This is a genomic window from Bdellovibrio sp. KM01 (assembly GCF_013752535.1).
GTDB lineage: Bacteria > Bdellovibrionota > Bdellovibrionia > Bdellovibrionales > Bdellovibrionaceae > Bdellovibrio.
Genome location: NZ_CP058348.1, coordinates 812,880 through 836,284, shown reverse-complemented (window position 1 = coordinate 836,284; position 23,405 = coordinate 812,880). Strand labels below are relative to the sequence as shown.

At 45.0% G+C, this 23,405-nt stretch carries 22 protein-coding genes; 6 read left to right on the top strand and 16 right to left on the bottom strand.

The genetic code is table 11. The features are described 5' to 3' along the window. The first annotated feature begins 76 nt into the window (after positions 1-76). Positions 77-1,159, top strand: a complete 1,083-nt coding sequence (locus tag HW988_RS04180) for an outer membrane beta-barrel protein (RefSeq protein ID WP_181606336.1) — start codon at positions 77-79, stop codon at positions 1,157-1,159. 8 nt (positions 1,160-1,167) lie between these two features. Here the strand turns inward: HW988_RS04180 and HW988_RS04175 are convergent, their stop codons facing one another. Together HW988_RS04175 and HW988_RS04170 are read right to left on the bottom strand one after the other, a co-directional pair. Then, entirely contained in the window at positions 1,168-1,470 is a 303-nt protein-coding gene (locus tag HW988_RS04175) for a hypothetical protein (RefSeq protein ID WP_181606335.1), read from the bottom strand. Positions 1,471-1,633: 163 nt separating this feature from the next. After that, positions 1,634-2,521 carry a trypsin-like serine protease gene (locus HW988_RS04170; RefSeq protein ID WP_181606334.1) on the bottom strand — a complete coding sequence of 296 codons (888 nt, stop codon included), beginning with the start codon at positions 2,519-2,521 and terminating at the stop codon, positions 1,634-1,636. 129 nt (positions 2,522-2,650) lie between these two features. On the opposite strand from HW988_RS04170, the gene HW988_RS04165 reads away from it, so the two are divergent. After that, positions 2,651-4,201 carry an acyl-CoA dehydrogenase family protein gene (locus HW988_RS04165; protein ID WP_181606333.1) on the top strand — a complete coding sequence of 517 codons (1,551 nt, stop codon included), beginning with the start codon at positions 2,651-2,653 and terminating at the stop codon, positions 4,199-4,201. 64 nt (positions 4,202-4,265) lie between these two features. Here the strand turns inward: HW988_RS04165 and HW988_RS04160 are convergent, their stop codons facing one another. From HW988_RS04160 to HW988_RS04140, 5 genes are all read right to left on the bottom strand, one after another. After that, positions 4,266-7,418, bottom strand: a complete 3,153-nt coding sequence (locus HW988_RS04160; protein WP_181606332.1) for a hypothetical protein — start codon at positions 7,416-7,418, stop codon at positions 4,266-4,268. A 300-nt stretch (positions 7,419-7,718) separates the two neighbouring features. After that, positions 7,719-8,660 (bottom strand): HTTM domain-containing protein, encoded by a 942-nt coding sequence (locus HW988_RS04155; RefSeq protein WP_255490197.1) that lies wholly within the window; start codon positions 8,658-8,660, stop codon positions 7,719-7,721. Next, positions 8,638-9,225 (bottom strand): hypothetical protein, encoded by a 588-nt coding sequence (locus tag HW988_RS04150; RefSeq protein WP_181606331.1) that lies wholly within the window; start codon positions 9,223-9,225, stop codon positions 8,638-8,640. Before HW988_RS04150 ends, HW988_RS04155 begins: the two co-directional genes overlap by 23 nt. A 154-nt stretch (positions 9,226-9,379) precedes the next feature. Further along, positions 9,380-9,634: a hypothetical protein gene (locus tag HW988_RS04145; RefSeq protein WP_181606330.1), complete on the bottom strand. Its 255-nt coding sequence runs from the start codon at positions 9,632-9,634 to the stop codon at positions 9,380-9,382. Between the two features lie 50 nt (positions 9,635-9,684). Beyond that, positions 9,685-11,061, bottom strand: a complete 1,377-nt coding sequence (locus HW988_RS04140; protein WP_181606329.1) for a mannose-1-phosphate guanylyltransferase/mannose-6-phosphate isomerase — start codon at positions 11,059-11,061, stop codon at positions 9,685-9,687. Positions 11,062-11,199: 138 nt separating this feature from the next. Between HW988_RS04140 and HW988_RS04135 the strand changes: the two genes are divergently transcribed. Continuing rightward, positions 11,200-12,195: a lysylphosphatidylglycerol synthase transmembrane domain-containing protein gene (locus HW988_RS04135; protein WP_181606328.1), complete on the top strand. Its 996-nt coding sequence runs from the start codon at positions 11,200-11,202 to the stop codon at positions 12,193-12,195. On the opposite strand, the gene HW988_RS04130 is transcribed toward HW988_RS04135, so the two are convergent. Next, on the bottom strand, positions 12,150-13,133 hold the full coding sequence (locus HW988_RS04130) for an HAD-IIIA family hydrolase (RefSeq protein WP_181606327.1): 984 nt from the start codon (positions 13,131-13,133) through the stop codon (positions 12,150-12,152). The two genes, HW988_RS04135 and HW988_RS04130, sit on opposite strands and share 46 nt — an antisense overlap. 117 nt (positions 13,134-13,250) lie before the next feature. Between HW988_RS04130 and HW988_RS04125 the strand changes: the two genes are divergently transcribed. After that, a complete protein-coding gene (locus HW988_RS04125) occupies positions 13,251-13,778 on the top strand; it encodes a TIGR03546 family protein (protein ID WP_181606326.1) in 528 nt (175 codons plus the stop codon). Positions 13,779-13,789: 11 nt separating this feature from the next. Continuing rightward, positions 13,790-15,760: a TIGR03545 family protein gene (locus tag HW988_RS04120; protein WP_181606325.1), complete on the top strand. Its 1,971-nt coding sequence runs from the start codon at positions 13,790-13,792 to the stop codon at positions 15,758-15,760. 10 nt (positions 15,761-15,770) lie between these two features. Here HW988_RS04120 and HW988_RS04115 read toward each other — a convergent pair whose 3' ends face one another. Further along, positions 15,771-17,894: a hybrid sensor histidine kinase/response regulator gene (locus HW988_RS04115; protein ID WP_181606324.1), complete on the bottom strand. Its 2,124-nt coding sequence runs from the start codon at positions 17,892-17,894 to the stop codon at positions 15,771-15,773. 326 nt (positions 17,895-18,220) lie between these two features. On the opposite strand from HW988_RS04115, the gene HW988_RS04110 reads away from it, so the two are divergent. Further along, complete coding sequence (locus HW988_RS04110; RefSeq protein ID WP_255490196.1) at positions 18,221-19,282, top strand: hypothetical protein; 1,062 nt, start codon at positions 18,221-18,223, stop codon at positions 19,280-19,282. Positions 19,283-19,383: 101 nt separating this feature from the next. Here the strand turns inward: HW988_RS04110 and HW988_RS04105 are convergent, their stop codons facing one another. The 7 genes from HW988_RS04105 to rpmJ form a co-directional block, all read right to left on the bottom strand. Then, complete coding sequence (locus tag HW988_RS04105; RefSeq protein WP_181606323.1) at positions 19,384-19,950, bottom strand: TlpA disulfide reductase family protein; 567 nt, start codon at positions 19,948-19,950, stop codon at positions 19,384-19,386. 82 nt (positions 19,951-20,032) lie between these two features. Then, a complete protein-coding gene (gene rplQ, locus HW988_RS04100; RefSeq protein ID WP_181606322.1) occupies positions 20,033-20,560 on the bottom strand; it encodes a 50S ribosomal protein L17 in 528 nt (175 codons plus the stop codon). A gap of 138 nt (positions 20,561-20,698) precedes the next feature. Further along, positions 20,699-21,730, bottom strand: a complete 1,032-nt coding sequence (locus tag HW988_RS04095) for a DNA-directed RNA polymerase subunit alpha (protein ID WP_142699147.1) — start codon at positions 21,728-21,730, stop codon at positions 20,699-20,701. 20 nt (positions 21,731-21,750) lie between these two features. After that, positions 21,751-22,377, bottom strand: a complete 627-nt coding sequence (gene rpsD / locus HW988_RS04090) for a 30S ribosomal protein S4 (RefSeq protein ID WP_181606321.1) — start codon at positions 22,375-22,377, stop codon at positions 21,751-21,753. An 11-nt stretch (positions 22,378-22,388) separates the two neighbouring features. Continuing rightward, positions 22,389-22,787, bottom strand: a complete 399-nt coding sequence (gene rpsK, locus HW988_RS04085) for a 30S ribosomal protein S11 (protein ID WP_142699145.1) — start codon at positions 22,785-22,787, stop codon at positions 22,389-22,391. A gap of 16 nt (positions 22,788-22,803) precedes the next feature. After that, a complete protein-coding gene (gene rpsM, locus HW988_RS04080) occupies positions 22,804-23,178 on the bottom strand; it encodes a 30S ribosomal protein S13 (protein ID WP_142699144.1) in 375 nt (124 codons plus the stop codon). Between the two features lie 2 nt (positions 23,179-23,180). Beyond that, on the bottom strand, positions 23,181-23,294 hold the full coding sequence (gene rpmJ, locus HW988_RS04075) for a 50S ribosomal protein L36 (protein WP_011165332.1): 114 nt from the start codon (positions 23,292-23,294) through the stop codon (positions 23,181-23,183). Between the last annotated feature and the right edge of the window lie 111 nt (positions 23,295-23,405).

The window sequence follows — 23,405 nt, the reverse complement described above, 5'->3', positions numbered from 1 at the left end:
ACTAGACCATCATCGGAAGTATTAAAATATTTTCTCCCCCTTAATGTGAGCTCGGAATCCCCCGATAAAAGTCTCAATGAAAATCACAACGGCTATCTTAACCACATTTTGTTTAATCATGCCTTTCGCTGCGAAAGCTGAAGAAGTACTTTCCGGGATTACTGCTCAAGGTGAAGCTGATTTTGAGTACAACTTTCTATCCTCGGGAAAAAACGCCTACCCGGCTTCTTCCGGAGCGCTCGATGAACAGTATCGATTCAATAGTGCTCAAGTGATCTTGAAAAAAGAAACGCAGGACTTATCGTTCTTTGCACGTCTAATGTACATGCCGATTGAGCTGACGACTCCGACAGGTACAACGAAAAGCAATTTCGGCACTTTGGATCAATTGGAAATTTATTATAAAATAGATCCTGCCTGGTCCGTTGGTTTTGGTCGCCTGTGTTCTACTTTGGGATTTGAATCCGCGATGAAGGTTGAAAACATTCTTTACGGAAACACCGTCGCCTATCAAGGCATCGTTCCTGGATACAACGAAGGTGCCCGTTTGAAATTCAATCCGGGCGAGTGGCTGGCAGTTACATTGAGCAGCTACAACCGCAGCGCCTACAATCAATTCGGTGACGACTTGGTTTCTACGAAAACGACAGAACTTTCTGCAACGGGCATTTCGGGACGTTTTTTGTGGTTTGCAGGATACTACGCAGGTAAAGATGCCTCTACCACGGTCACAGGTTCTGCCGTTGAAAAATCAACGACAAATATCTGGACGACCTATAAGTTCAGCGATGACTTCTCCTGGTCGATTTACTATGACAACCGCACGCAAACACCTGACGGTGGCACTCTGACCTTTGCACAATCCCTATCGACACAAATGGGATACACTTTGGGCAAACACACCCTGGGAGTACGTTACGAAAATATTCTGGGTGCTGGTGAACTCGACGGAATAAACGGCACAGTAGGAGCTTATTATTCAGGTGCTGATAAAGTGGAAGTTTGGACAGTGGGTGACAAGTACAACCTGTCTGAGCATTTGAAGCTTTATTTGGAATTCCGCCAGGACAACGCGGATCAGGAAGTTCTGACGAACAGTGACGGCACCTCCACGGATCATTTACATTTGATCACGTTAGGCGCCATCGCTCATTTCTAAAGTAGAGACTATTGCTTTTCGATCAAAAGACCGTCTTTCAAGGGTTGTTGACCTTCGACTTTGATTTCGGAAGTCTCAGAGTCAATAACCTTGGATACAGTGGCCACGCCGACTTTTTCAGTGCGGCACAATTTCACTTTCGGTCCTTCACAGACTTCTTCCAGCAAAGTGACTTTATCTCCGGCCTTCACACCGTGAAGTTCGATCTCTGCTTTTTGCGAATCGATCTTAGTGGTGATACGACCTTGAACGCCGGCCATAGCTGTTGCGCTCATCAAACAAACTGCGATTGAAAGTGTCACTAATTTCATAAAATCCTCACAAATTAAGTCTGCAATTCAGTATTTACGGTTGCAAGGAGCTTGCCCACCCTAGAATGAATAAAGGGGCCACTAAGCCCCTTACCCCTGCCAACTTCTCGACAGTTGCCATAATTTACCAGTCACGTCTCAGAACGAGACTCTGTTTTTTGACCTATTTCAGACTTTGAATCGCAGGTCCCAACCAGTCTTTCAATTTCAAAGCTATCGTGTAAACGCCCACTTCATTACAGAAAAGACTGCCTCTGCTAGTCACACCAAAGAACAAGAATTTTCCATCTACAACTACGAACGCGGGTCCACCCGAATCGCCGCCGCAAGTACCGGAAAGTTTTTCGTCCAAGCGAAGTTCCGTGTTTTCAACAGTAGAAATTGGCGCCATCGTCCAACGTAAAGTTCCATCACCCGAGAATTTCAAAGCGATGCAACCCTTGTCATCACAAAGAGTTTCTTCATCAAAGCCCACTTGCTCATCTTTAGCAACTTCACGAGAGCTAGCTTGGTTTACACCATAACCTGCAACGTAAGCCATAACACCCGGCTTCAAAATTCCCAAGTCTTTTTCCTGAAGGAACTCTGCTGGAGTGAATTCTTCTGGATAAGTTCCGCGGAATTTCAAAACAGCCAGGTCATGCCAGTCTGATGCTTTGTCTTGGTTTTTTTCGAAGTTCCACTGTGGGTGGACCTTCACATCGCTTACCGTGTGCAAATAAAGATCTTTGATGTCTGGCTCACGAGCGTAAAGAATTTCGTCGATGTTCAAGCCAAACACCACGCGAAGATTTGATGTTTTAGTAGAGATACAATGAGCCGCAGTCAAAACCGTGTTGGGTCCGATCAATGTGCCCGTACAGATTCCCACCGAGCCATCTTCGTTTTCTGCATAAACCGAAACCAAGTGCTTAAAAATGCTGTCAGATTCCTGGACTTCAGTCCCATTGATAATGCGTGAGCCGGAAGTGGCTGCAGTGTTGTTGCTTGCTTTAGGTGTGCAAGCGGCGATCGCCAAAAGTGATAAGCCCAATAGTAGTTTACGTGACACGGCCCCTCCAGAATTAGTGTGGGCCCTGTATATGTACTACAGGGACAAACGGCAATTATTTTCTGAAAAAAACAGACCCCATAACGACTGTAGGTTGTGCCTCTGGCCAGAGAAGCCTACACTTAAACCATGAAAAACTTTTATCAAGACGGGCCAAGCCTCACGAACACGTTTCAGTCAGATGCTTCACTTCAGAAACTCTTGAAAAAAATTCTGCCACCTGAATGTCAGAAACAAGCATTGCCTCATTTGGATCACTTGGGTCAAAGAGCTGCTTCAGATATGCTTGAGTGGGCGCTGGAGGCTGAAACCCACCCTCCAGTACACGTACCCTTTGATCCGTGGGGACGCCGTATAGACGATATTCGCGTTTCTTCTGGCTGGAAAAATCTTGAAAAAATGGCAGCCGAAGAAGGCATTGTTGCCACGGCCTACGAAAGAAAATACGGAGCATTCTCACGTGTTTATCAAATGGCTCTGCTTTACTTGTATTCCCCAAGCTCGGCAATTTTTTCATGCCCCTTGGCGATGACGGATGGTGCGGCCCGAGCTCTTGAGCTTTACGGAACACCTGATTTAAAAAACCGCGCACTCCCTCATTTGACCAGCCGTGACCCAAAAACATTCTGGACAGCGGGACAATGGATGACTGAGCGAACCGGCGGTTCGGATGTCAGCGGCACTTCTACAGATGCACACGCATTCACAGGTGACAGTACTTTTGGCGCGACTCACTCTTTGCACGGAACAAAGTGGTTCACCTCTGCGACCACTTCTCAAATGGCTCTGACTTTGGCTCGTCCAGATGGCGCGCCTGCAGGATCCAAAGGTTTAAGTCTGTTCTATCTGGAACTTCGTAACGCCGATAATCAGTTAAACCATATTCAGATACATCGCTTAAAAGACAAACTGGGAACAAAAGCTTTGCCGACTGCCGAGCTGAGTCTGCAAGGAACACCGGCTCGCTTGGTCGGCGGCGAAGGTGATGGCATTAAAAAGATCGCAAGCGTTCTAAACATCACACGCATTTACAATTCGATGTGTGCGGTCGGACACGCCCGTCGTGCTTTGGACTTGGCACAAAACTATTCCCACAAACGCAAAGCCTTCGGTAAACTTTTGATCGATCACCCCCTTCATCAAGAAACTTTGCGCTGGCTGGAAGAAGACTTCCGTCGCTCATTCGTATTCTGTTTTCACATCGCTCACCTACTTGGCAAAGAAGAAGTTGGTGAAATCAGCGCGAAGGAACGTACTTTGCTTCGTACGTTGACGCCGGTTCTTAAACTTTATACAGCGAAAAAAGCCATTGCGATTTCCAGTGAAGTCGTCGAGATGTTCGGTGGCGCAGGTTACGTCGAAGACACGGGCTTACCACGTTTGATTCGGGATGCCCAAGTATTCTCGATCTGGGAAGGCACGACCAACGTTCTTTCTTTGGACATGTTGCGTGCTTTTGAAAAAGAACAATCGTTGCCTGTTGTGATCGAATACTTCAAATCAACAACGGCATATAAAAACAATGCACCGGCATTTATGAGAAAATGGAACGAGTTTGAGCACCTGATTGGCAAATTGCAAAAGTCTGCTCCGGAAGAGTGGGAGCGCAATGCCCGATACCTGGCGCTTTTGACTGGAGATCTGATCAGTGATGCCTTGCTGATCGAGCACGAACTTTAAAAACAGATTTTACCAAATAAAAAAGGCCGTTGATTTCTCAACGGCCTTTTTCTTTTTCTGATGCCTATTGGAACGCTACTGGCTGCATCAACGGAATCGTATCATGAGGCATGATATCTCCCGGATTGTTGCCAATAATGATACCACGGATTTTCGAGTGGCGAGTTCTTGGATCAAACTTCGGAATCAAATCTGAATCCGGCATTTTCTCCGCAGGAACCCACATACCATCTGCATCCGTCACCCACTGTTTGTAGAACATGGAAATTCGTGTTCCTTCCACTAGGAAGTCGATAAGAACCCCAGGTCCTGCCATCGCAACTGCTGATTGGAAAGTGAATGGATTTGTAGACATTCCCTCACCAAACTGCCCGTAGGCTGTTGCGAATGCACGTGGATCACCAGTCATCGTTTTGCTCATGACTTGAAGTGCGCGCCACATTTTCGACATACCCGAAATTGTCGCTTTACGCTGCTTCATTTCACAACCTGGCAGTTTGCAGATATCCCAAGGATCACCACCCTTGTTGAAATAGATTTCATGCAATGCCAAACCGCGTGCCGTGAACTGGTCTTCAGACATTCTTTGTGCAAGTGTCATCAGACGCATGGTGTTCTCTTCACCCATTTTCGCGTTGAACTCAACACCTGTATAACCCAATGCAGAGTTATCCGGGATATTGATCATCAAACGTTTCAAACCGGTTTTACGAACTAGTTCCTTCAAACCTTTTCTTAGTCTGTCGTCATTACTTGCTTCATGTCGGAACGCGAAGCTGTAGGTACCGAACATACCTGTTATGCGCTCTTTGTTGTCCCAATTTTCAAGCGAGTATTTCGCGCCTGTGAACATGAAATCCTCTTCTCTGTGTTTAAACCAGAAACGAGAATCGTCAGATTCATTAAAGACACCATAGTGTACACGTGCTGTGTTTCTTTCGATGTGCAAATCAGATGTTGTAAATGACTGTACACGACCTTTACTAAACACACGGTCCCAGATAATTGGAATCGCGAACGCTTTGCTGACAGTTTGACCTGTCGAAACAGTTCTGAAAGTCATAACTTTCGTCACCGGCGCAAGCTCTACCAAATTCATAGGTTTTTTCGTCGCAAGCTGTTCAGATGCGTACGAGTTACCACGAATCATGTCTTCGTAAGCTTTACGACCTGTATCTGTGCTCAAATCAAACAGATAAGAGAAACCATCATCCGCAGAGTTGAACCAGTTTTTTCCGATCGACATAATCGAGACACTTGTGAAGATCGACAAGTTTTCAAGTTTACCACTTGTCATTTTCACGTAGGCCATATGATCGCCGACTTTTTCCACGTAAGTTTCCCAGGAACCGCGAGCTAATTTCGCAGTACCGATACCTACCGGACCAAATCCAGCATTTGCCAAGAAGATCACGCCACCGTAACTGACGTAAGTTATACTGTCGCCAGCATCCCATTTATCAAGATCGGTTGCATCTTTTGGAACTGACCAACGACCACCCATAGCGCGCGCTTTATCCAAAGTGCTCGCGTAACGTGTCGAAGCTGTTTCTTTACCTACAACGGGCAAAACACCCACGAAGCCCCAGAAGTAATCCAGCAAGCCTGTCGCATTGTCGAACCAGAAACGAACTTGCGCCCCGATACCCACTTCGATACTGCCATAGACAGTTTTTTGGAAGCCGTCACGATAATCGCCCGTTTTCAACGTCTGTTGAGATGGTGGATCGTAAGATACACCCACAGCCGCTGGTTGCGGAACATCATGCGGAGTCAAATTCACGATGTAAGAACCGAAGTCGAAAGCCAAGTGGAACAATGGTTCCAATTTTGCTCTGAATCTATTCTTTTTCTCTTCTTTCTTACCACCAGTAGAGCTGGAGCTGCTTTCACTTGTAGAAGTGGACGTGCTTTCAGTCGATGATGATGACGAAGATGAAGACGATGAGCTCGAACTGGAAGAGCTTGAACTTGTCGAAGTGCTCGTATCACGAGGACCTGTGGAAGTATCAGGATTTCCAGTTGAAGTTGTTACAGTCGAAGTACTTGTGTCGCCATAAGTGGATGACGTTCCATAGCTATTCGATTCACCGTAGGAAGTTGAACTACCATAGCTTCCATAGGACGTCGAGCTTCCATACGAAGTTGAACTACCGTACGAAGAAGATCCGCAACGATGGCCACACTCACCTTTTTCACCGTGATCGCCTTTGTCGCCTTTTTCCCCACGTTCGCCGCGTTCACCACGATCGCCTTTGTCGCCGTAGTTGCCTTTTTCGCCACGATCACCATGATCGCCTTTTGAGCCTTTGCTATCAAAGCCGCCATGCTCTCCACGATCACCTTTGTCTCCTTTGGAACCACGATCGCCGTAATCACCTTTAGAAGAACTGTTGCCGCGATTGCCATAATCGCCTTTGTCGCCTTTGGAACCATGATCACCATAGTCGCCTTTGGAAGTGCTATTGCCGCGATTGCCGTAATCGCCTTTGCTGCCACTGTTACCACGATCGCCGTAGTCACCCTTTGAAGTGCTATTGCCGCGATTGCCGTAATCACCCTTGCTGCCGCTGTTACCACGATCGCCGTAGTCACCTTTTGAAGTGCTATTGCCGCGATTGCCGTAATCACCCTTGCTGCCGCTGTTACCGCGATCGCCGTAGTCGCCTTTAGAACCGCTGTTACCGCGATTACCTAAGTCACCTTTGCTGCCGCTGTTACCACGATCACCGTAGTCGCCTTTAGAACCGCTGTTACCGCGATTACCTAAATCACCCTTGGAACCACCGGTTCCATGATTTCCGTAGTCTCCCTTGTCACCAAAGGAGCCTTTTGAACCTTTGCTATCGAAACCACCGTGTTCTCCCGAAGAACCTTTATCTCCGTAAGAACCGAATCCTCCGTGTTCACTTCCACCACCGAATGATCCCTTCGATCCTGAACTTCCTTTATTGTCGAAGCCGCCCTTCGAGCCGCCACTCGAATTTCCGCTAAACTCTTCTTCTTGAACACCGATGCGAATTTTTCCATCAGGAGTTACTCCGACAACTTTTTCCGATCCCGTCTTGTCTTTGGAAACTTTGCTCTCTTTCAGCACATCCTGTTTTATTTTTTGAGCCGTGATCGGCGGAGTTTGTAACTGCGCCATTTGTGCCCAAGTAGGATTCGCCAAAAGGGAAATTCCCGCGGCAAGAACTAACTTCTTACGCGATCTCATCCATCCTCCATTTAAGTTCTTTGTTCTCTTTTCTCTCTCTTTTTCACTCACAAAATCGCGCCAGCTCTGTACCAAATGATTCACATAGTTTCCGTGAATATTCGGCGTGTCCCACAAGATTCTGCAAATTTCCTGAAAAGTCTTATTTGGAGGCCGTATCGTTGGATAGAAACTTATCTGTAATTTTCCGTGATTTAATTAATTGCGGAACTTTCAGGAACGGTTTCAGTCGTGGGTTTCATGGCAAAAAAAAAGACCAAACATTTCTGCTTGGTCTCTGTATTTAATGAGTATTTTTCTCTAGACAGTTTCTAACTTACCGAAACGATATCGAATTCTTGAAAACCATATTCGCAATTTGCTTTCGACCTTTATTACATCCCATGGATCTACTAATGAAAGCATCGTTACCACCATCACCCACTCGAACATTGGGATACTCATCACAAGTTCAATGCCAATATGCAAACCGATGCCGGCCAGCAAAACCCAATAACGCAAATCTTTAAACCACACCAACGTTCCCATCGCGAGTTCAACAAGCAACGTCGACCAGGTCATGAATTTAATCACGGCAAGATTGTTCAACAAAGGAAATGGAACACGAACAAACTCCTCTAAACGCGTGGCAATATACACGGCTGTGCCATCCACCCAATGCGTGCCTTTGATTTTAAATAAGACCGTGGCGATATAGATCACACAAAATTGGATCTGAATCATACGTAATGCCCAAGGTCGTTCCATAAGCGGTTCCTGCGACTTACCAAAGCGCAGATTATAAAACCAGCGATCCAAAGAGTAAGCTTTCCCTGCCGCTGAAAACATCATGAAAAATAAAATATTGCGAAGAACGATGTCGCCACTGTTCAGAATAAAGTCGTTTCTATTCTGGAAAGACAACAACGTCATAAATGCCAACACCATGGAAGTGCGAGTAAAGAGCCCCAAGGTCACTCCCACTGCTGCGACCAGATTCACCAAAGCAAGTAATGCCGGCACGCGGGGATCATTGGGCATGAAATCAAACAGACTGAAACGAATAGATGAACCGTACTCCATTGAGGTTTTCAAACTGATCAAGCCCTCCACTCCCCAGAAAACATCCAGATAGCTCCAGACCATGTACCAATTGAACAGCAGAAGCAGCCCGAACAACACACGCATCAAACCTAAGTTATCCACCGGCTGAGGCTTAAAAAAGAAATCCCAAATACTTTTAATTATTGTTGCTGACTTCATACTTTCCCTTTTTTGCTGGATAGAAATAGAACACGCTTTCTTTTTTGTATTCGCCGGCTTTGTCACCGTGACGAACAAAGAATTTTCGTGGGTCTTCAACATAGTTGTAATAGCGGAAGAATTGCAGCTTCTCGATCTCTCGCTTACGCCCCGTCGCCTCGATCTTGTTCACATGACGAGTCACATAGCGAGCGACATCAAACCAGATCTCTTCGTTTTTCTCAGGCATCAAATACTCTTGGGTGAATTTGCGATAGCGGTCGCCGCCAATCACTTTATCCGCGCCATTCATTTGTGTAGGACGAGGCAAAGACCATTTCTCTTTACTGCCGTCAGTAAAATGAATTTCCGCTTCGACGTAAGAGTTTAAGGACATGGGATTCGGAGCGAACATACTCCAAGGCTGCTCCAATCCCACAAAATCAAAATAATCGCCGAAGGTCCGCAGAATCAGACGTCCGAGCTCACTGCGATCCGGAAAGGAAGCTGTTAAAATTAACATTAAGTGAAAGGCGATAAAGACAGAAATCGCAAATAACTTTGCACGCTCATAAGTCCGCACCATAGGCTCCCCTTGTGTTTTAGCATGTGGAACTTAATGGGACAGATCCAATCGATCAAATGGCAATCATGAAAGCTCAATTACATTTAAGCCATCGGAAAATAAAAAAGGATCGCCTTTGACCGCGATCCTTCATTTATATCTATATGTATAAGAACTATTTCTTTTTCGGAGCTTTCACGTCAACATTTGCTGCGGACATTGTGTACTCGATAGTCACTTTCTCGCCCACTTTCAATTCGCCAGTAACTTTCGTCGATGCTGTTCTTTCAATTTCCCATTTGTCTTTGCCTTTTTCGACAACGATTTTGGAATCAGTGACTTCCAATACCGGACCAGTCACCTGATAAGTTTTCGCAGCGAAACTGTAAGAAGCACCCAACAAAACCAAAGACGCTAGAATCATTTTCATAAAAACTCCTTTTCTTATAAACGAAATCTCAACAGATTCGTTTTTCAATGTCACTTTCTTTGATAATCATCCTGATAGCGAACAATGTCGTCTTCGCCGAAATACGATCCAAGCTGAACTTCCACGAATTCCAACATCTCATTCGAAGTATTACGCATGCGATGCTTGGCACCCAACGGAATGTGGACATGAGATCCCGCTTTTACCGGAATCACTTCATCGTTCAAAACTACTTCACCGCTTCCGCGAGTGATCGTCCAATGCTCTTCGCGCTTGGCGTGACTTTGATAAGAAAGTTGTGAGTGCGGATTTACGCGAATCACTTTGGATTTGAAGGCGTCTGTGTCTTTTAGAATTTCAAAATATCCCCACGGGCGATATTCATAGACGTGATCTTTCACCAGAGAAGATTTTTGTTGTGCCAAATCCTCAACCACATAGCGAACATCTTGAGAATGGCCTTTTTTTACCAGCATCAAGGCATCTTTTGTGTCCACGATGATCACGTCATCAATGCCCACGGTGGAGTAATGCTTACTAGAATCACCGAATACAAAGTTGTCCTGTCCTTTGACATTCAAAACTTGCTGACCCTTTTGCAGTGTGGCCACAGCATCCCATGAACCCACATCGCTCCAACCAAACTCCGACGGAATACAAGCAAGCTCTTCACTGCCCAATTTTTCCATGATCGCATAGTCGATAGAAATGCTTTGAACTTTGGAATAAATGTCATCCAAGTTAGAAGCATCCGCTTTCAACGCCGACACCAAAGCCCACAACTCAGGTTGATGTTTCTCGAATAAAGAAATCATGTGAGAAACTTTGAAAACAAAGATCCCGGCATTCCAGCTAAAGCTTCCTTGCGCCAAAAACTCCTTAGCTTTTTCAAGAGCTGGTTTTTCGTGAAATTTTACCACTGAATAAGCCTTGAAACCATTGGACTCAGACAGGCTCACGGCTTTCGTTTGAATATAGCCATAACCAGTTTCAGGATACGAAGGCGTGATTCCCAAAGTGACAACTTTGTTCGTCTCCGCAACTGACGTTGCAAACTTAACAACATTCAAGAACGCCTGTTCTTTGGAGATCAAATGATCTGAAGGAAAAATACCGACGATCTCCTTCGCCAAACCTTTAAGGTCTAAAAGTTTGCAAAGCACCGCAATCGCGGGAGCTGTGTTTTTACCATACGGTTCATAAATCGCCTGGACGTCATTCATCTGACTGTCTTTGAGATTAATTTCTGTCAAAGATTGCAAAGCCTTGGAGGTCACAATCCATGGAGTGCCCATTTTATGGCATCGCTCTAAAGTCATTGTCTGCAATGGCTTTTCAAAAATTGTACAGAATTGCTTTGGCATGTGTTGGCGCGAAACCGGCCACAATCTTGTGCCGCTACCACCAGATAAAACTACAGGAATCACACTATCCTCCAGGTCAGGGAGTTATCCTAGCACCGCCTCCCTAAACTGGGTATTTTCAAGCACATATTTGGCCCGGCAGGTCAAAACTTCTTCTATCTCCAGGTAGAGTTTGAGCGGGTTTTAAAGTAAGAATGACTCATGGTTAAAAAGACGAAAAAGATCGCGGTTCAATTGCTTAAGATCATCTTTGCGGTGGGAATTATCTACTGGTTGGTTCAATCAGGAAAACTGAACTTTTCTGCCCTTCGCAATCTTCTTACTCCCGGAACCCTTTTGTTAGCCGTTACCATCACGGTTCTAAATTTCTTTTTGGCAAGCGAACGCTGGCGCGTCCTGGTCAAATCCCAAGGAATTCCCGCAAAAGTTTGGTCTTCATTCAAACTGACATTGATCGGCCAATTCTTTAACTTCGCGATGCCCGGCGGAGTGGGTGGCGATGTCATCAAAGCATACTACTTTACCCGCGAATTCCCAGGCACTAAAGTTGTCGCGGCCACCAGCGTTCTTATGGACCGAGTCTTGGGCCTTTACGCCATGATCTTTTTGGCATTGGCCGTAATGATTTACGATTTCAGTCACGTAAGCCATGTGGCAACCCTGATGACTTTGTTTTATTTTATCATCGCCCTATTCATCGTTTTCACCGTGGCGTTGAGTTTGATTTTCTCTTCGAAAGTTTACAAAACGCAGATTTTAAAACGCGTGATCAATAAACTTCCGCTGGCTGAAAAATTCATGAAGATCTATGAAAGTCTGCACCTTTACGGCAACAGCATTCTACGCATCGCCCAAGTCATCGGCATCAGTCTAATTGCCCAATCCACAGCGATTCTGTTTTTGTACATGGTAGGCGTCGTCTCTGGATACACTGACATTCCGGCAAAAACATATTTCTTGGTCGCACCACTGGGCTTCATGGCCACAGCGATCCCCATCTCCCCTGCAGGCGTGGGAGTGGGTCAAGCAGCATTCTATTTTCTATTTAACATCTACACAGGTCACTCCAGCGAAGTCGGTCCCACCACAATCACAGCCTTTCAGGTGTGTTCGTTCGTGGTAAGTCTTTCTGGAGCGTTCTTTTACATGCGCTATAAACGCCCGAACGATATGTCTGCTGCTGCTGATATGGCTTGATAGGAAAATTTAGAATTTTCCGCGCGGAACTTTTCTAGAGTTTCGCGTTCCTTGTCCAATTTCTCTGATCGAAATAAATAGCAAGAACCAATTCCCGCAGAATAAGCAGCCATTAAATCCGTTGCACTGTCACCGACCATGATGGAATTCTTCATATCGATTTTCAACTTATCCTTCACCATCTGAAACATACCCGCACGAGGCTTTCTTAAGCCAGCAAGCAAGCGTCCTTCGGGCACGGATTCGTTTTCGATATACGAAGACCAAACACATTCATCGATCCAGGCGCCTTCATTCGCCAGCAGCTTCAACATACGCTGATGTACTTGCTTATACTCCTGCCACGAAATTCTGCCGCGACCAATTCCCGATTGATTGGTGACCAAAGCCACCCAATAACCTTCAGCGTGAGCCCTATGAATCAGCTCCACCACTTCGGGAATTAATTCAACTTGATGAGGATCTTTGTTATAGGGAACGTTTTTAACGACCACATCGTCGCGATCCAAAAACAAACACGGAGCATGATCCATCTCGGGACTGCTCCAATTTTCAATCAGCGAATCAAATTGTGGCACGAGGCTGCTCCAAAATGCCACCCACGCTGAAACGTCTTCAGTCGTCCACAGATAATCCACTGTTGCCGGAGAAGTATTTCCGGGAGCAATCCAGACACGTTGTCCTTGCACAAGGGCATCAAGCTCCGCAAGCACCGCCTCCTGCCCTTCAAAAAAGAAAATCAGATCATGGACGCCAGTTTGATAGCGACCGTTCGCAAAATCACTTTTGTTACGGACAGTGAACGGAATTTTCATAGCAAAAGATTGCGACAAGGGCTCTAACCATTGTTGGAAATCCTGCGGCGCCTGGTCCTTGATAAACACCAAAACCCCACCCATTCGAACTGTATCTGCAACTAACTGAGCCCATGATTTCATATACCTAAAAACATACGACAATCCCCCCGTACTGTCCTCGCTTTTCACTTGCCGCCACGCATTTTTGTCATAAACTTTAAAGAGTTTCGAATTCGACCTTCCATCGTGAGGACATCTATGACGTTGCTACTAAAACAGCTCTACAATTTCATTAAACTGCTGAATTCCGACACCGACACCATGCCTTTGGCATTCGGTCTGGCATTGGGACTGCTCCTGGGATTCGCACCTTTCTTCTCAATTCAAACGGCGATCGTTTTGTTGATTGTATTTGTTTTCAGAGTGCAATTGGGAGCCGCTTTTCTTTCCGCTTTCTTTTTTAAATTCGTAGCCTTTCTTTTCGATACCCCGGCTCATCACTTGGGCAAAGCGGTTTTGGAAATGGAAAGCCTGCGCCCTTTGTTTGTCAGCATGTACAATATGCCCTTTGTTCCGATGACTCGTTTTAACAACAGCATCATCATGGGCTCGATGATTGTATCAGTGCTTTTATTTCCATTCGCCTATTACGGCTTTAAATCTTTGATCCTGGCATACCGTGCAACAATCGTTGCACGCATCAGAGACACCAAAATCTGGAAGGCTCTGAAAGCCACAAAGTTTTACGACTGGTATAGCAAATACAACGATCTTTACGGCCGATAGGAATTAGAAACATGGCAAACACTCAAAAAAATCCTGAAGTAAAAAAGAAAAAAGGCATCATTCGCTGGGGCGCCCTGATTCCTTTCGTTGTTTTCTGTTTGTTAATCGGACTTTATTTCCACTTCTTCTTTGATGGACACTTGCGCCGAGCTATAGAATGGGGCGGCTACAAAGCCCTGGGCGCTGAAGTTAATATTGCTGATTTAAAGTCCAGCTTTTTTGACGCCAATATCAGCATCAAGGGCATCGAGCTTACTGACGCAGAAAAACCGACTCACGATTCAATCAAAATCGGTGAAATCCGTTTTGGCATGTTGTGGGATGCTCTTCTTCGCGTGAAGTTCGTTATAAACGAAGCCGTCGTTGAACAAATCGAATTCGGCGTGAAAAGAGCTTACCCAGGTAAAGTCGCTCCTCCGCCTCCGGTTTCAAACGAACCAGGCATGTTAGCATCTGAAGGTGGTAAACTAAAATCCCAAGCCGAAAAAGAATTGCAAGATCGCTATGGCGAAAATGTTTTGGGTGATGTGATTAATATGCTCGGTGGAGCAGATCCGAACGCCCAATTGCAAAAGCTGCAGTCATCACTGCCAAGCAAAGCGATGATCGAAAAGTTCCAACAAGACTTAAATACAAAACAAAAAGTCTGGGACGAGCGCTTAAAATCTTTGCCACAAGGAAAAGATATTCAATCCTTGGGTGATCGCCTGAATAAGATCCAATACAAAGACTTTAAAAATCCTCAGGAGCTGCAAACGGCTTTGCAGCAATTAGACGCCGTTTACAAAGATGCAGATGGCAAATACAAACAGATTCAAACCGTCAGCAATGATTTGAATAACGATCTGAAAGCGTTGCAAACTCAGTACGGGGAAATTGAAAAGCAGGTCAAAATCGACATCAAGTCCCTGGAGCAACACTTCCGCATTCCTCAAGTGGATGCGAAAGCACTGACGATGGCTGTCTTCAATCGCTATCTGGAGCCTTACAAAGCAAAGTTCTTCCGTTATAAGGCCTTGGCCGAAAAATATATTCCGCCAAAATATCTGAAAAAAGGCCAAGCCAAATCTGAAGAGGAAGAAGTTGCCATTCAACCGCATCCTCGTGAAAAAGGTATTACGTACGAATTTGGTCGTCCTAATTCCTACCCGATGTTCTGGGTGAAAAGAACGGCTGTCAGTTCTCAAGCAGGACTGACTCCGAACTCTGGCAACGTCAAAGGTGAAATCATGGATATCACTTCCAACCAACGACTGGTCGGTCGTCCAACGATCGCCACATTGGCGGGTGATTTCCCAGCGATGGATATTCTGGGATTTTTGTTAAAGCTTTCTATCGATAACCGTAAAGACGATTCCGTGATCGACTATCAATTCAAAGTCGATCAATACGCAATCGAAGGCAAAGACCTGGTGAACAGTCCAGAAGTTAAGATCGCCTTCAGCAAAGCACATGGAGCCATGGGTATTCAAGGCTCGCTGGTGGGCTTGAAAAACCTGGCGGTGGACTTCGACAATAAATTCACAAAAATCGATTACGCGGTTTCATCGACAAATCAAATTGCTGATGAAATTCTGAAAGCCGTTTTTGCAGGAATTCCAGTGGTGACTTTGACTGCGAAAGGTCAAGGTGATTTGCCGAACATACCCCTTTCGATCAACTCGAACTTGGGGCCGGAACTTTCCAAAGGCTTTGAAAAGCAGATTCAAGCCAAAGTCGAAGAAGCTCGTAAAAAAATTCAAGCTTACGTAGATCAGGAAATCGGTAAACAAAAAGCGCAAGTGGAAGCACAAATCAACCAACTGAAAGGCCAATTCGACAAAGAAGTCAAAAAAGCCCAAGAACAGTTAGACGCGCAAAAAAAGCAAGTTGAAGCGAAAGTCGAAACAGCCAAAAAAGACGCTGAAAACCAGGGGCGCAAGCAACTTGAAAAAGAAGGTCAAAAAGCTGTCGAAGATTTGAAAAAGAAATTTGGATTTTAGCGCATCCGCCTTAGGCTTGGATCAAAATATCCTTCAATAGATTGATATCAACGGGTTTGCTTAAATACGCATCAAACCCGTTGCTTCGAGAATCCATTCTGCCCTCAGCCGTCGCCTGAGCCGTCACGGCCACAATCAAACCGACATATCCTTTTTCACGCAGCAAAGCGGCCGCCTGATAACCATCCATCACGGGCATTTTGATATCCATTAAGATCACATCAAAGTTTTTAGCCAAAGCCCGGTCCACACCGGCCTGACCATTTTCACTGGTTTCAACAATGGCACCTTCACGCATCAGATATCGCGCCATCAAGGCACGCAAATCATCCGAGTCATCCACCACCAGGATTTCGCGATCCTGCAAATGATTCGTTTCTTGCGGTACCAAAATTTGCTCTCGAGTTCCATAACGGGCTTCGTGGGCCGAGACCATTTTTAACTCCGCTGCCTTGCCAACAGGAAGTACGAATTCGAAAGTACTACCATCTCCCAGCATCGAGCGAACCAGGCGCAAATCCCCGCCCATACCACGAGCCAGCTGGCGACTCAGAGCCAAGCCCAGTCCCGAACCAGGCACCCGCTGAACCTCGGGATTTTCTCCACGCATGAAAGGCTCAAACAGATGTCTTTGGACGTGATAGTCCATACCCATTCCGTTATCGGAAACCATCAGACTGATGAAGCCCTCGCCTTCGACATTTGCATAGAAACGCGCTTGAACCTTAACATCCCCTTGCAAAGTGTACTTGACCGCATTTGAAAGGAGGTTGATCACAACCTGACGAAAGCGCACCGGATCAGAAGAAATAACCGCAGGGAAATGAGTTTCAAAATTTAATTCTAATGTATGTTTTGAACTATCCAATGTCGAACGGATCATCGCCACGGAATCTTCCAACTCCAAGGCTGGATTCATTGAGCAAGATTGAAAATACAAACCCTTGGATTCAATTTTAGAAAGATCCAAAAGATCGTTCACCAAGGTCACCATGAACTTACCCTGACGATGGATCGCCTCCACGTCCTGGCGGCTCTGTTTATCCAAAGCCGGACTCCCCAGTAACGTTTCAGAATAACCTAATATCGAAGCAATCGGCGTGCGAATCTCGTGGCTGGCATTTGCCAACAAAACCGATTTTCCACGATTGGCAGCTTCATGAACGTCTCTTTCCCGGCGGAGCAGATCTTCGTTCTTTTTCGTCGTGATATCCCAGGCGATTCCCGTCATACGATAGGTCGTTTTGGGGTCTTTAGAAATTTTACCTTTAATAGCGATATGTCGAGGTTGTAGGTTTTGATCCAGGCATTCAATTTCTGCATCCAGATCTCCTGGCGTAACGAAATGCTTTTTCAAAATATCCTGCAGCTGCTCCAGACCTTCTGGAAATAAATCAATATTGCCATTGTACTCCAAATGATTGGATTCCACATACCAGTCCCAAGACAGGGCATTACTGGAAGCCATCGCCATACGCAGATGCTCTTCGTTCTTTTTAAGCTGATAATCCAAAGAGATCATGCGCAAGATCGCGCGATTCAAATTGCGACCGATAAAGGACAGCAAAACCAAATAGAATAAAATCAAAATACCCAAAAGATGATGATGGGGAACCTCTGACAACAGCAGATAACCAAAGCTCCATCCTATCAAAGCCGGCGCCGTCAGACAGGCCATCGCTTTTTTAGAGGACACGTAATAGATTAAAGGACCAGCGGTCATAGAGGCGATAATTAAAGACGCCAGGATCTGCAAAGAGATATCCATGGTGGAAGCTGCCATAACTCCCACAGCTCCCCAGCCTAAGCCCGAAATCAAAAGTTGAGAATACAGCAAGTACTCCCAGAAGCGCAGGGCTCGTCTATTCGTTACAGCATGTTTCTTTTTATTCCACTGCCACAACGAGATCATACGAATGGTCACAGTAGTTACCATCGCACTCATCCATATCTCCAAAACCAGATGTGGAACCAGATCCCATGCCACCCATACAAACGCCAAACCGTTACCCAAGATTGCAAAAGCGCCTTTAAGATGCTCTTGATAAATCAAATCCAGTTTTCTGATTTTGAAATCAAGGCTCTCGATATTGGTTTTTCTAGAGAGGAGTGTGAATGAAGATAGCTTCGCCATGGCAGCGATGATGTATCAACTCACTTCTGGATTTTCAATGGGGTCACGTAATTGTAATGAAGAGATTGCTCGGGCAACTCCAAACTTCATTTGAGTTGATATGAGTTCATTCCCGATATTTTGAAAGTGCCGTAATTTGTTTTTATCTTAAGCACCTTTGTTTTTATTTCAGAAAGTTTCGTCGACGTTGTTTGCAGGACCTGTAAAGGAGTTCGCCACAATCTTGTAAATTACTAGAATCATTAGCTATTTTGGCTCGCATTTGTAGTTTTCTCTTTTTTTGATGTCATCGTGAGTGCTAGGCTTTTAAGTGAGGTAGTAAATATATGAAAACGATGAAACTAAAAAATCTGCTGATCCTAAGTGTGATGACAAGCATGACTGCAGCGTGCTCAAAAATGGAATTCGCACCAGTACAAACAGAATTGGCTTCATCCGCACCTACTAATTCAGTAAGTTTCTCACAAGTGGTCGGATACGGAAATAAACAGGTCGACTTCTTGATCGTATTTGACGACTCGAACTCGATGCTTCCCGATCTTAAAAAGCTTGCAGCAAGTCTTGGTGACTTCGTAGGTGGCCTTGAGACTTCTGGTATTGACTGGCAAATGTGTATGACCACGACACGAGCCATGAACAATGTATGGGGCTTTTCAGCCGACTTCGTAGGTTACTCCCCTGCTGGCGGAACTCCTGCGTATCTTTTAAAAAAAGGAACACCGAACTTAACTACTATTTTTGAAAACACAGTAAACGCCATGACTATTGGTGGATCTGGCTCGGCCGACGAACGCGGCTTAAAGGCGACTTACAATCACTTCGCTTTAGCTGGATCAAATGGTTGTTACCGTGCAGGAGCAGCGGTATCGGTCATCATCGTATCCAATGAAGACGAACGCTCTGTGGGCGGTGACGCTTCTAAAATGAAATCAAATGACGCTGCCGGAAGCCTTTTGCCTCTGGAAGCTGAAGACATGCCAGCTAACGTGGTCGCGATGGCCAAACAAAAATTCGGTAGCGACGTACGCTTCACATTCAACAGCATCATCGTAAAACCAGGCGATAAGTCTTGCGAAGCTATGCAAGACGCCGCGTCCGCTTCTCCAAGCCATGAAGGTGTTGTTTACGACAATCTTTCTATGATGACAGACGGTGGAGTGGGTAGCATTTGTGACTCAAGCTTCGTCAACAATTTAAATACTTTCCGTGATAAGATCGTGAACTCGATGACTCACATGACCCTACAATGTACTCCAGTGGCGAACTCTGTGAAAATCGGTATCAACGGTGCAAATTTCACTCAATTTAAAGTTGAAGGTAACATCCTGAAATTCAATTCACCATTGATCGAAGGAACTAAAATAGACCTGGCATTCGACTGCCCGTAATTTCTAAAAACTAACCTCGTGAGCTTGCTAGAGACATAGGAAATGTCTCTAGCATTTTCTTTTCGCCAACATTCGACAAACCTGCCAGCGACGACTGGCAGCTATTTTGACTTCCCTAAAAGAGAATCCATATACTCCAAAGAGTCTTTGGTATGCCAATCGATAGAACCGACCAGCTTTTTCACCAGCTTCTGATCCTTATTCAGAATCAAAGACTCGGGTAAACGCGCCACTTCGAACATCTTCATCAAGCTGCGGTCTTGATCATAGACGATCTTGATATTCTCGCCCTTGAGCTCTGGAAAGGACTTAAGGAAGACATGGATATCGGCTTCATTGCTATCGCCAGAAACAGCGATCAATTGAATGTCGCCTTTGTATTCTTTGATAAGCTTGATCAATGAAGGCACTTCTTCAACACAGGGACCGCACCAGGAAGCCCAAAAGTTCAGGATGACTACTTTACCCTTCATTTGATTTAGATCAAAGGATTGGCCATCCAGGGCTTTAGAAGTGAAATTAGGAACACCTTCGGTTTCCATTTTCTCAATAGAAGAGATGTTCGATGGCGACTGCGCCACTTTACTCATAAAAAAGTGATTAAACGCCCAGACCGCCAGACTACCTACCACAAGAACCAGAACTAAAGCTTTCAGATGTTGTTTCATCGATGCGCCTCCAGATGTGAAAATACCAAAAAAAAACCCAGGTTGCCCTGGGTTTTTTGAAAATCAATTTTGATCCTCGAAATTAAGCGCGAGATTTCGCACGAGCTTTCTTTTGAGTCTTTTTAACAGTTTTCTTTTTAGCAGCTACAGTTTTAGTAGTCGCTTTTTTTGCTTTCGCAGCAGTTTTCTTAGCTGGTTTTTCTGTAGCTTTAGCAGATTTCTCTTCTTTAGCTGCAGCTTTTGCTTCGAAATCGTAGTCTACGAACTCAAGGAAAGCCATCTCAGCAGTGTCACCAGGGCGACGACCGATTTTGATGATACGAGTGTAACCACCTGGACGAGAAGCAAAACGAGGAGACAAGTCCTTCATGATGATGCTTACAACGTTTTTATTTGGGTAGCGAGACAACAACAAACGAGTTGTGTTCAAGTCACCTTTTTTACCAAGAGTGATAGCGCGCTCAACGTGACGGCGAGTTTCTTTCGCACGGTCAACAGTTGTAGTGATACGGCCGTGCTCAACTAGAGACTCAACCAAACCACGCAACAACGCTTTTCTTGGGCCAGATTTACGATCGAAATGCTTAACTCTTCTTCTGTGTGAACTCATTTTGTTCTCCGGTAAAACGTGGGGACCGTATCAGGTATCCTCACGAAGAACACTTAGCGTAATTGCTCAGTGTTACTTTTTCGGGCTCCAGCCCTCACCAACTCCCCTGAGGAAGCTGGTGCCATCACTTACTTGTGATTACTGTTGTGTTTCTCTTTTTACTGGTGGTTGAGAAGGATCCCAACCTGGAGGCGGCCAGCCTTCGATTTTCATACCGAGGCCAAGACCCATCTCGCCCAAGATCTCTTTGATCTCGTTCAAAGACTTGCGTCCAAAGTTTTTAGTTTTAAGCATCTCTGCTTCAGAACGAACAACCAACTCACCGATGTAACGGATGTTAGCGTTTTTCAAGCAGTTCGCAGAGCGAACAGAAAGCTCAAGGTCATCAACTGAACGGAACAAATTCTCGTTCAATGAAGGTGAACCAAGCTCACGAGATTCTTCAACTGGCTCCATGCTTTCATCGAAAGTAAGGAAGATTTGAAGTTGTTCTTTCATGATTTTAGATGAAAGAGCAACAGCTTCGTCCGGTTTCAATGAACCATCAGTCCAAACTTCCAAAGTCAAAGCATCGTAGTCAGTTCTTTGACCAACGCGTGCATTTGAAACATTGTAGTTAACTTTACGGATTGGGCTGTAAAGAGCGTCAACACCGATAAAGCCAACTGGAAGATCAGTTTCTCTGTTTTCAACTGGTACGTAACCGCGACCGAAACTTACAACGATTTCCGCGCTGAAGTTAGCATTCGCACCCAAAGTAGCGATATGGTGATCTGGGTTTAGAACCTCGATCTTATCAGAAACTTGGATATCCGCTGCAGTCACTTTGCCTGGACCTTTTTTAGAGATCTTCAATGTCAAAGAGTCTGAAGTGTACTGTTTGAAACGTACTTCTTTAAGGTTCAAGATGATGTCAGTAACATCTTCAAGAACGTCTGGGATCGTAGTGAACTCGTGCAATACGCCTTCGAATTTAACCGCAGTGATTGCAGAACCCATCATTGAACTAAGAAGAATTCTTCTTAGGGAGTTACCAAGAGTAACCCCGAAACCTCTTTCGAGGGGACGGATAATGAATTTTGCGTAGTCATCACGAAGAGTATCACGATCAACTTCGAATCCCTTCGGTTTGATCATCTCTCTCCAAAACTTATAATAATGCTCTTGCATGGATCCCCCGAGAGGTTAAATTATCTTGAGTAGTATTCAACGATCATGTTTTCTTCAACTGCAACTGTTACGTCTTCACGGTTAGGAAGATCTTTAACAGTACCTTTGAAGGCACCATGATCGGCTTCAAGCCATGCTGGAACAGAACGTCTAGCAACGGATTGAATAGCAGCTTGAACTTTAGCCATTTCGCGGCTTGTTTCAGCTACTGTGATAACATCGCCCTTGTTAACAAGGATGCTTGGGATGTTAGCTCTCTTACCATTCAACAAGAAATGGTTGTGCTTAACAAGCTGTCTTGCTTCGCGGCGAGAGTTAGCGAAACCCAACGCGTAGACAACGTTATCAAATCTCATCTCAAGAGACTTAAGAAGCTCAGTACCAGTCAATCCTTTTGAACGGCTAGCTTCATGTACGTATTGTACGAATTGTTTCTCAGAAACACCGTAGTATCTCTTAGCTTTTTGTTTTTCACGCAATTGAAGTGCGAATTCAGAGAACTTCAAACGAGACTGACCATGTTGTCCTGGTGGGTAAGGTCTTCTTTCGAAAGAACACTTATCAGTATAACAACGGTCACCCTTCAAGAAAAGTTTTACGTTTTCGCGACGGCAAAGTCTACATACGCTTTCGTTAATGCAGCTCACGATATATCTCCTTAGATTCTTCTACGCTTAGGTGGACGGCAACCGTTATGTGGAACAGGAGTGATATCTTTAAGAGTCAAGATTCTCATACCTGTTGCCGCCAACGCACGAATTGCAGGTTCACGACCAGCGCCTGGGCCTTTTAGATAAACGTCCACAGATTTCATGCCTGCTTCCATAGCTTTTTTTGCAGCGTCTTCTGCCGCGACTTGAGCTGCAAATGGAGTACCTTTACGGCTTCCTTTGAAGCCGAGGTGACCTGCTGAGGACCAGGACACAGTAGCACCGTTTGGATCTGTCATCGTTACGATAACATTACCAAAATTAGCTTGGATGTAGCAGTTCCCTTGTGGAACGTTTCTTTTTACTTTTTTCTTAGCAACTGTTTTGTTTTTATTTTCAGTATTCATCGTTAAGATCCTTTAACTACACGGCTTTTTTCTTGTTAGCTACCGTCTTCTTAGGACCTTTACGAGTACGTGCATTAGAACGAGTGTTCTGACCACGAACTGGTAAGCCTTTGCGATGGCGAATGCCACGGTAACAGTTAAGATCCATCAAACGTTTAATAGATTGGCCCACTTCACGACGAAGATCACCCTCTACTTTGAAATTTTGTTCGATGATGCCACGGATTTTAGCGATGTGCTCGTCAGTCAAACCTTCAGTTCTTAGAGTTGAAGGAATGCCTACTTGCTTGCAAATCATAGCTGCACGAGGACGTCCAATGCCATAGATGTATGTCAACGCGATTTCAACGCGCTTATTTCTAGGTAAGTCGACACCAAGAATACGTGCCATGATTAACCCTGCCTTTGCTTATGTTTAGGGTTTTCGCAAATAACGCGAATAACGCCTTTTCTTTTAATAACTTTGCACTTGTTACAGATTGCTTTTACTGATGGTCTTACTTTCATAAATGTCTTCCCATACTTGCTAGTGTTTTTTAGCCCCAAAATGGGCCAAAAATAACAGCAAAAATACAAACGAGGAGTCGGACGCTATCACCGAGCTTCTTTAAAGTCTAG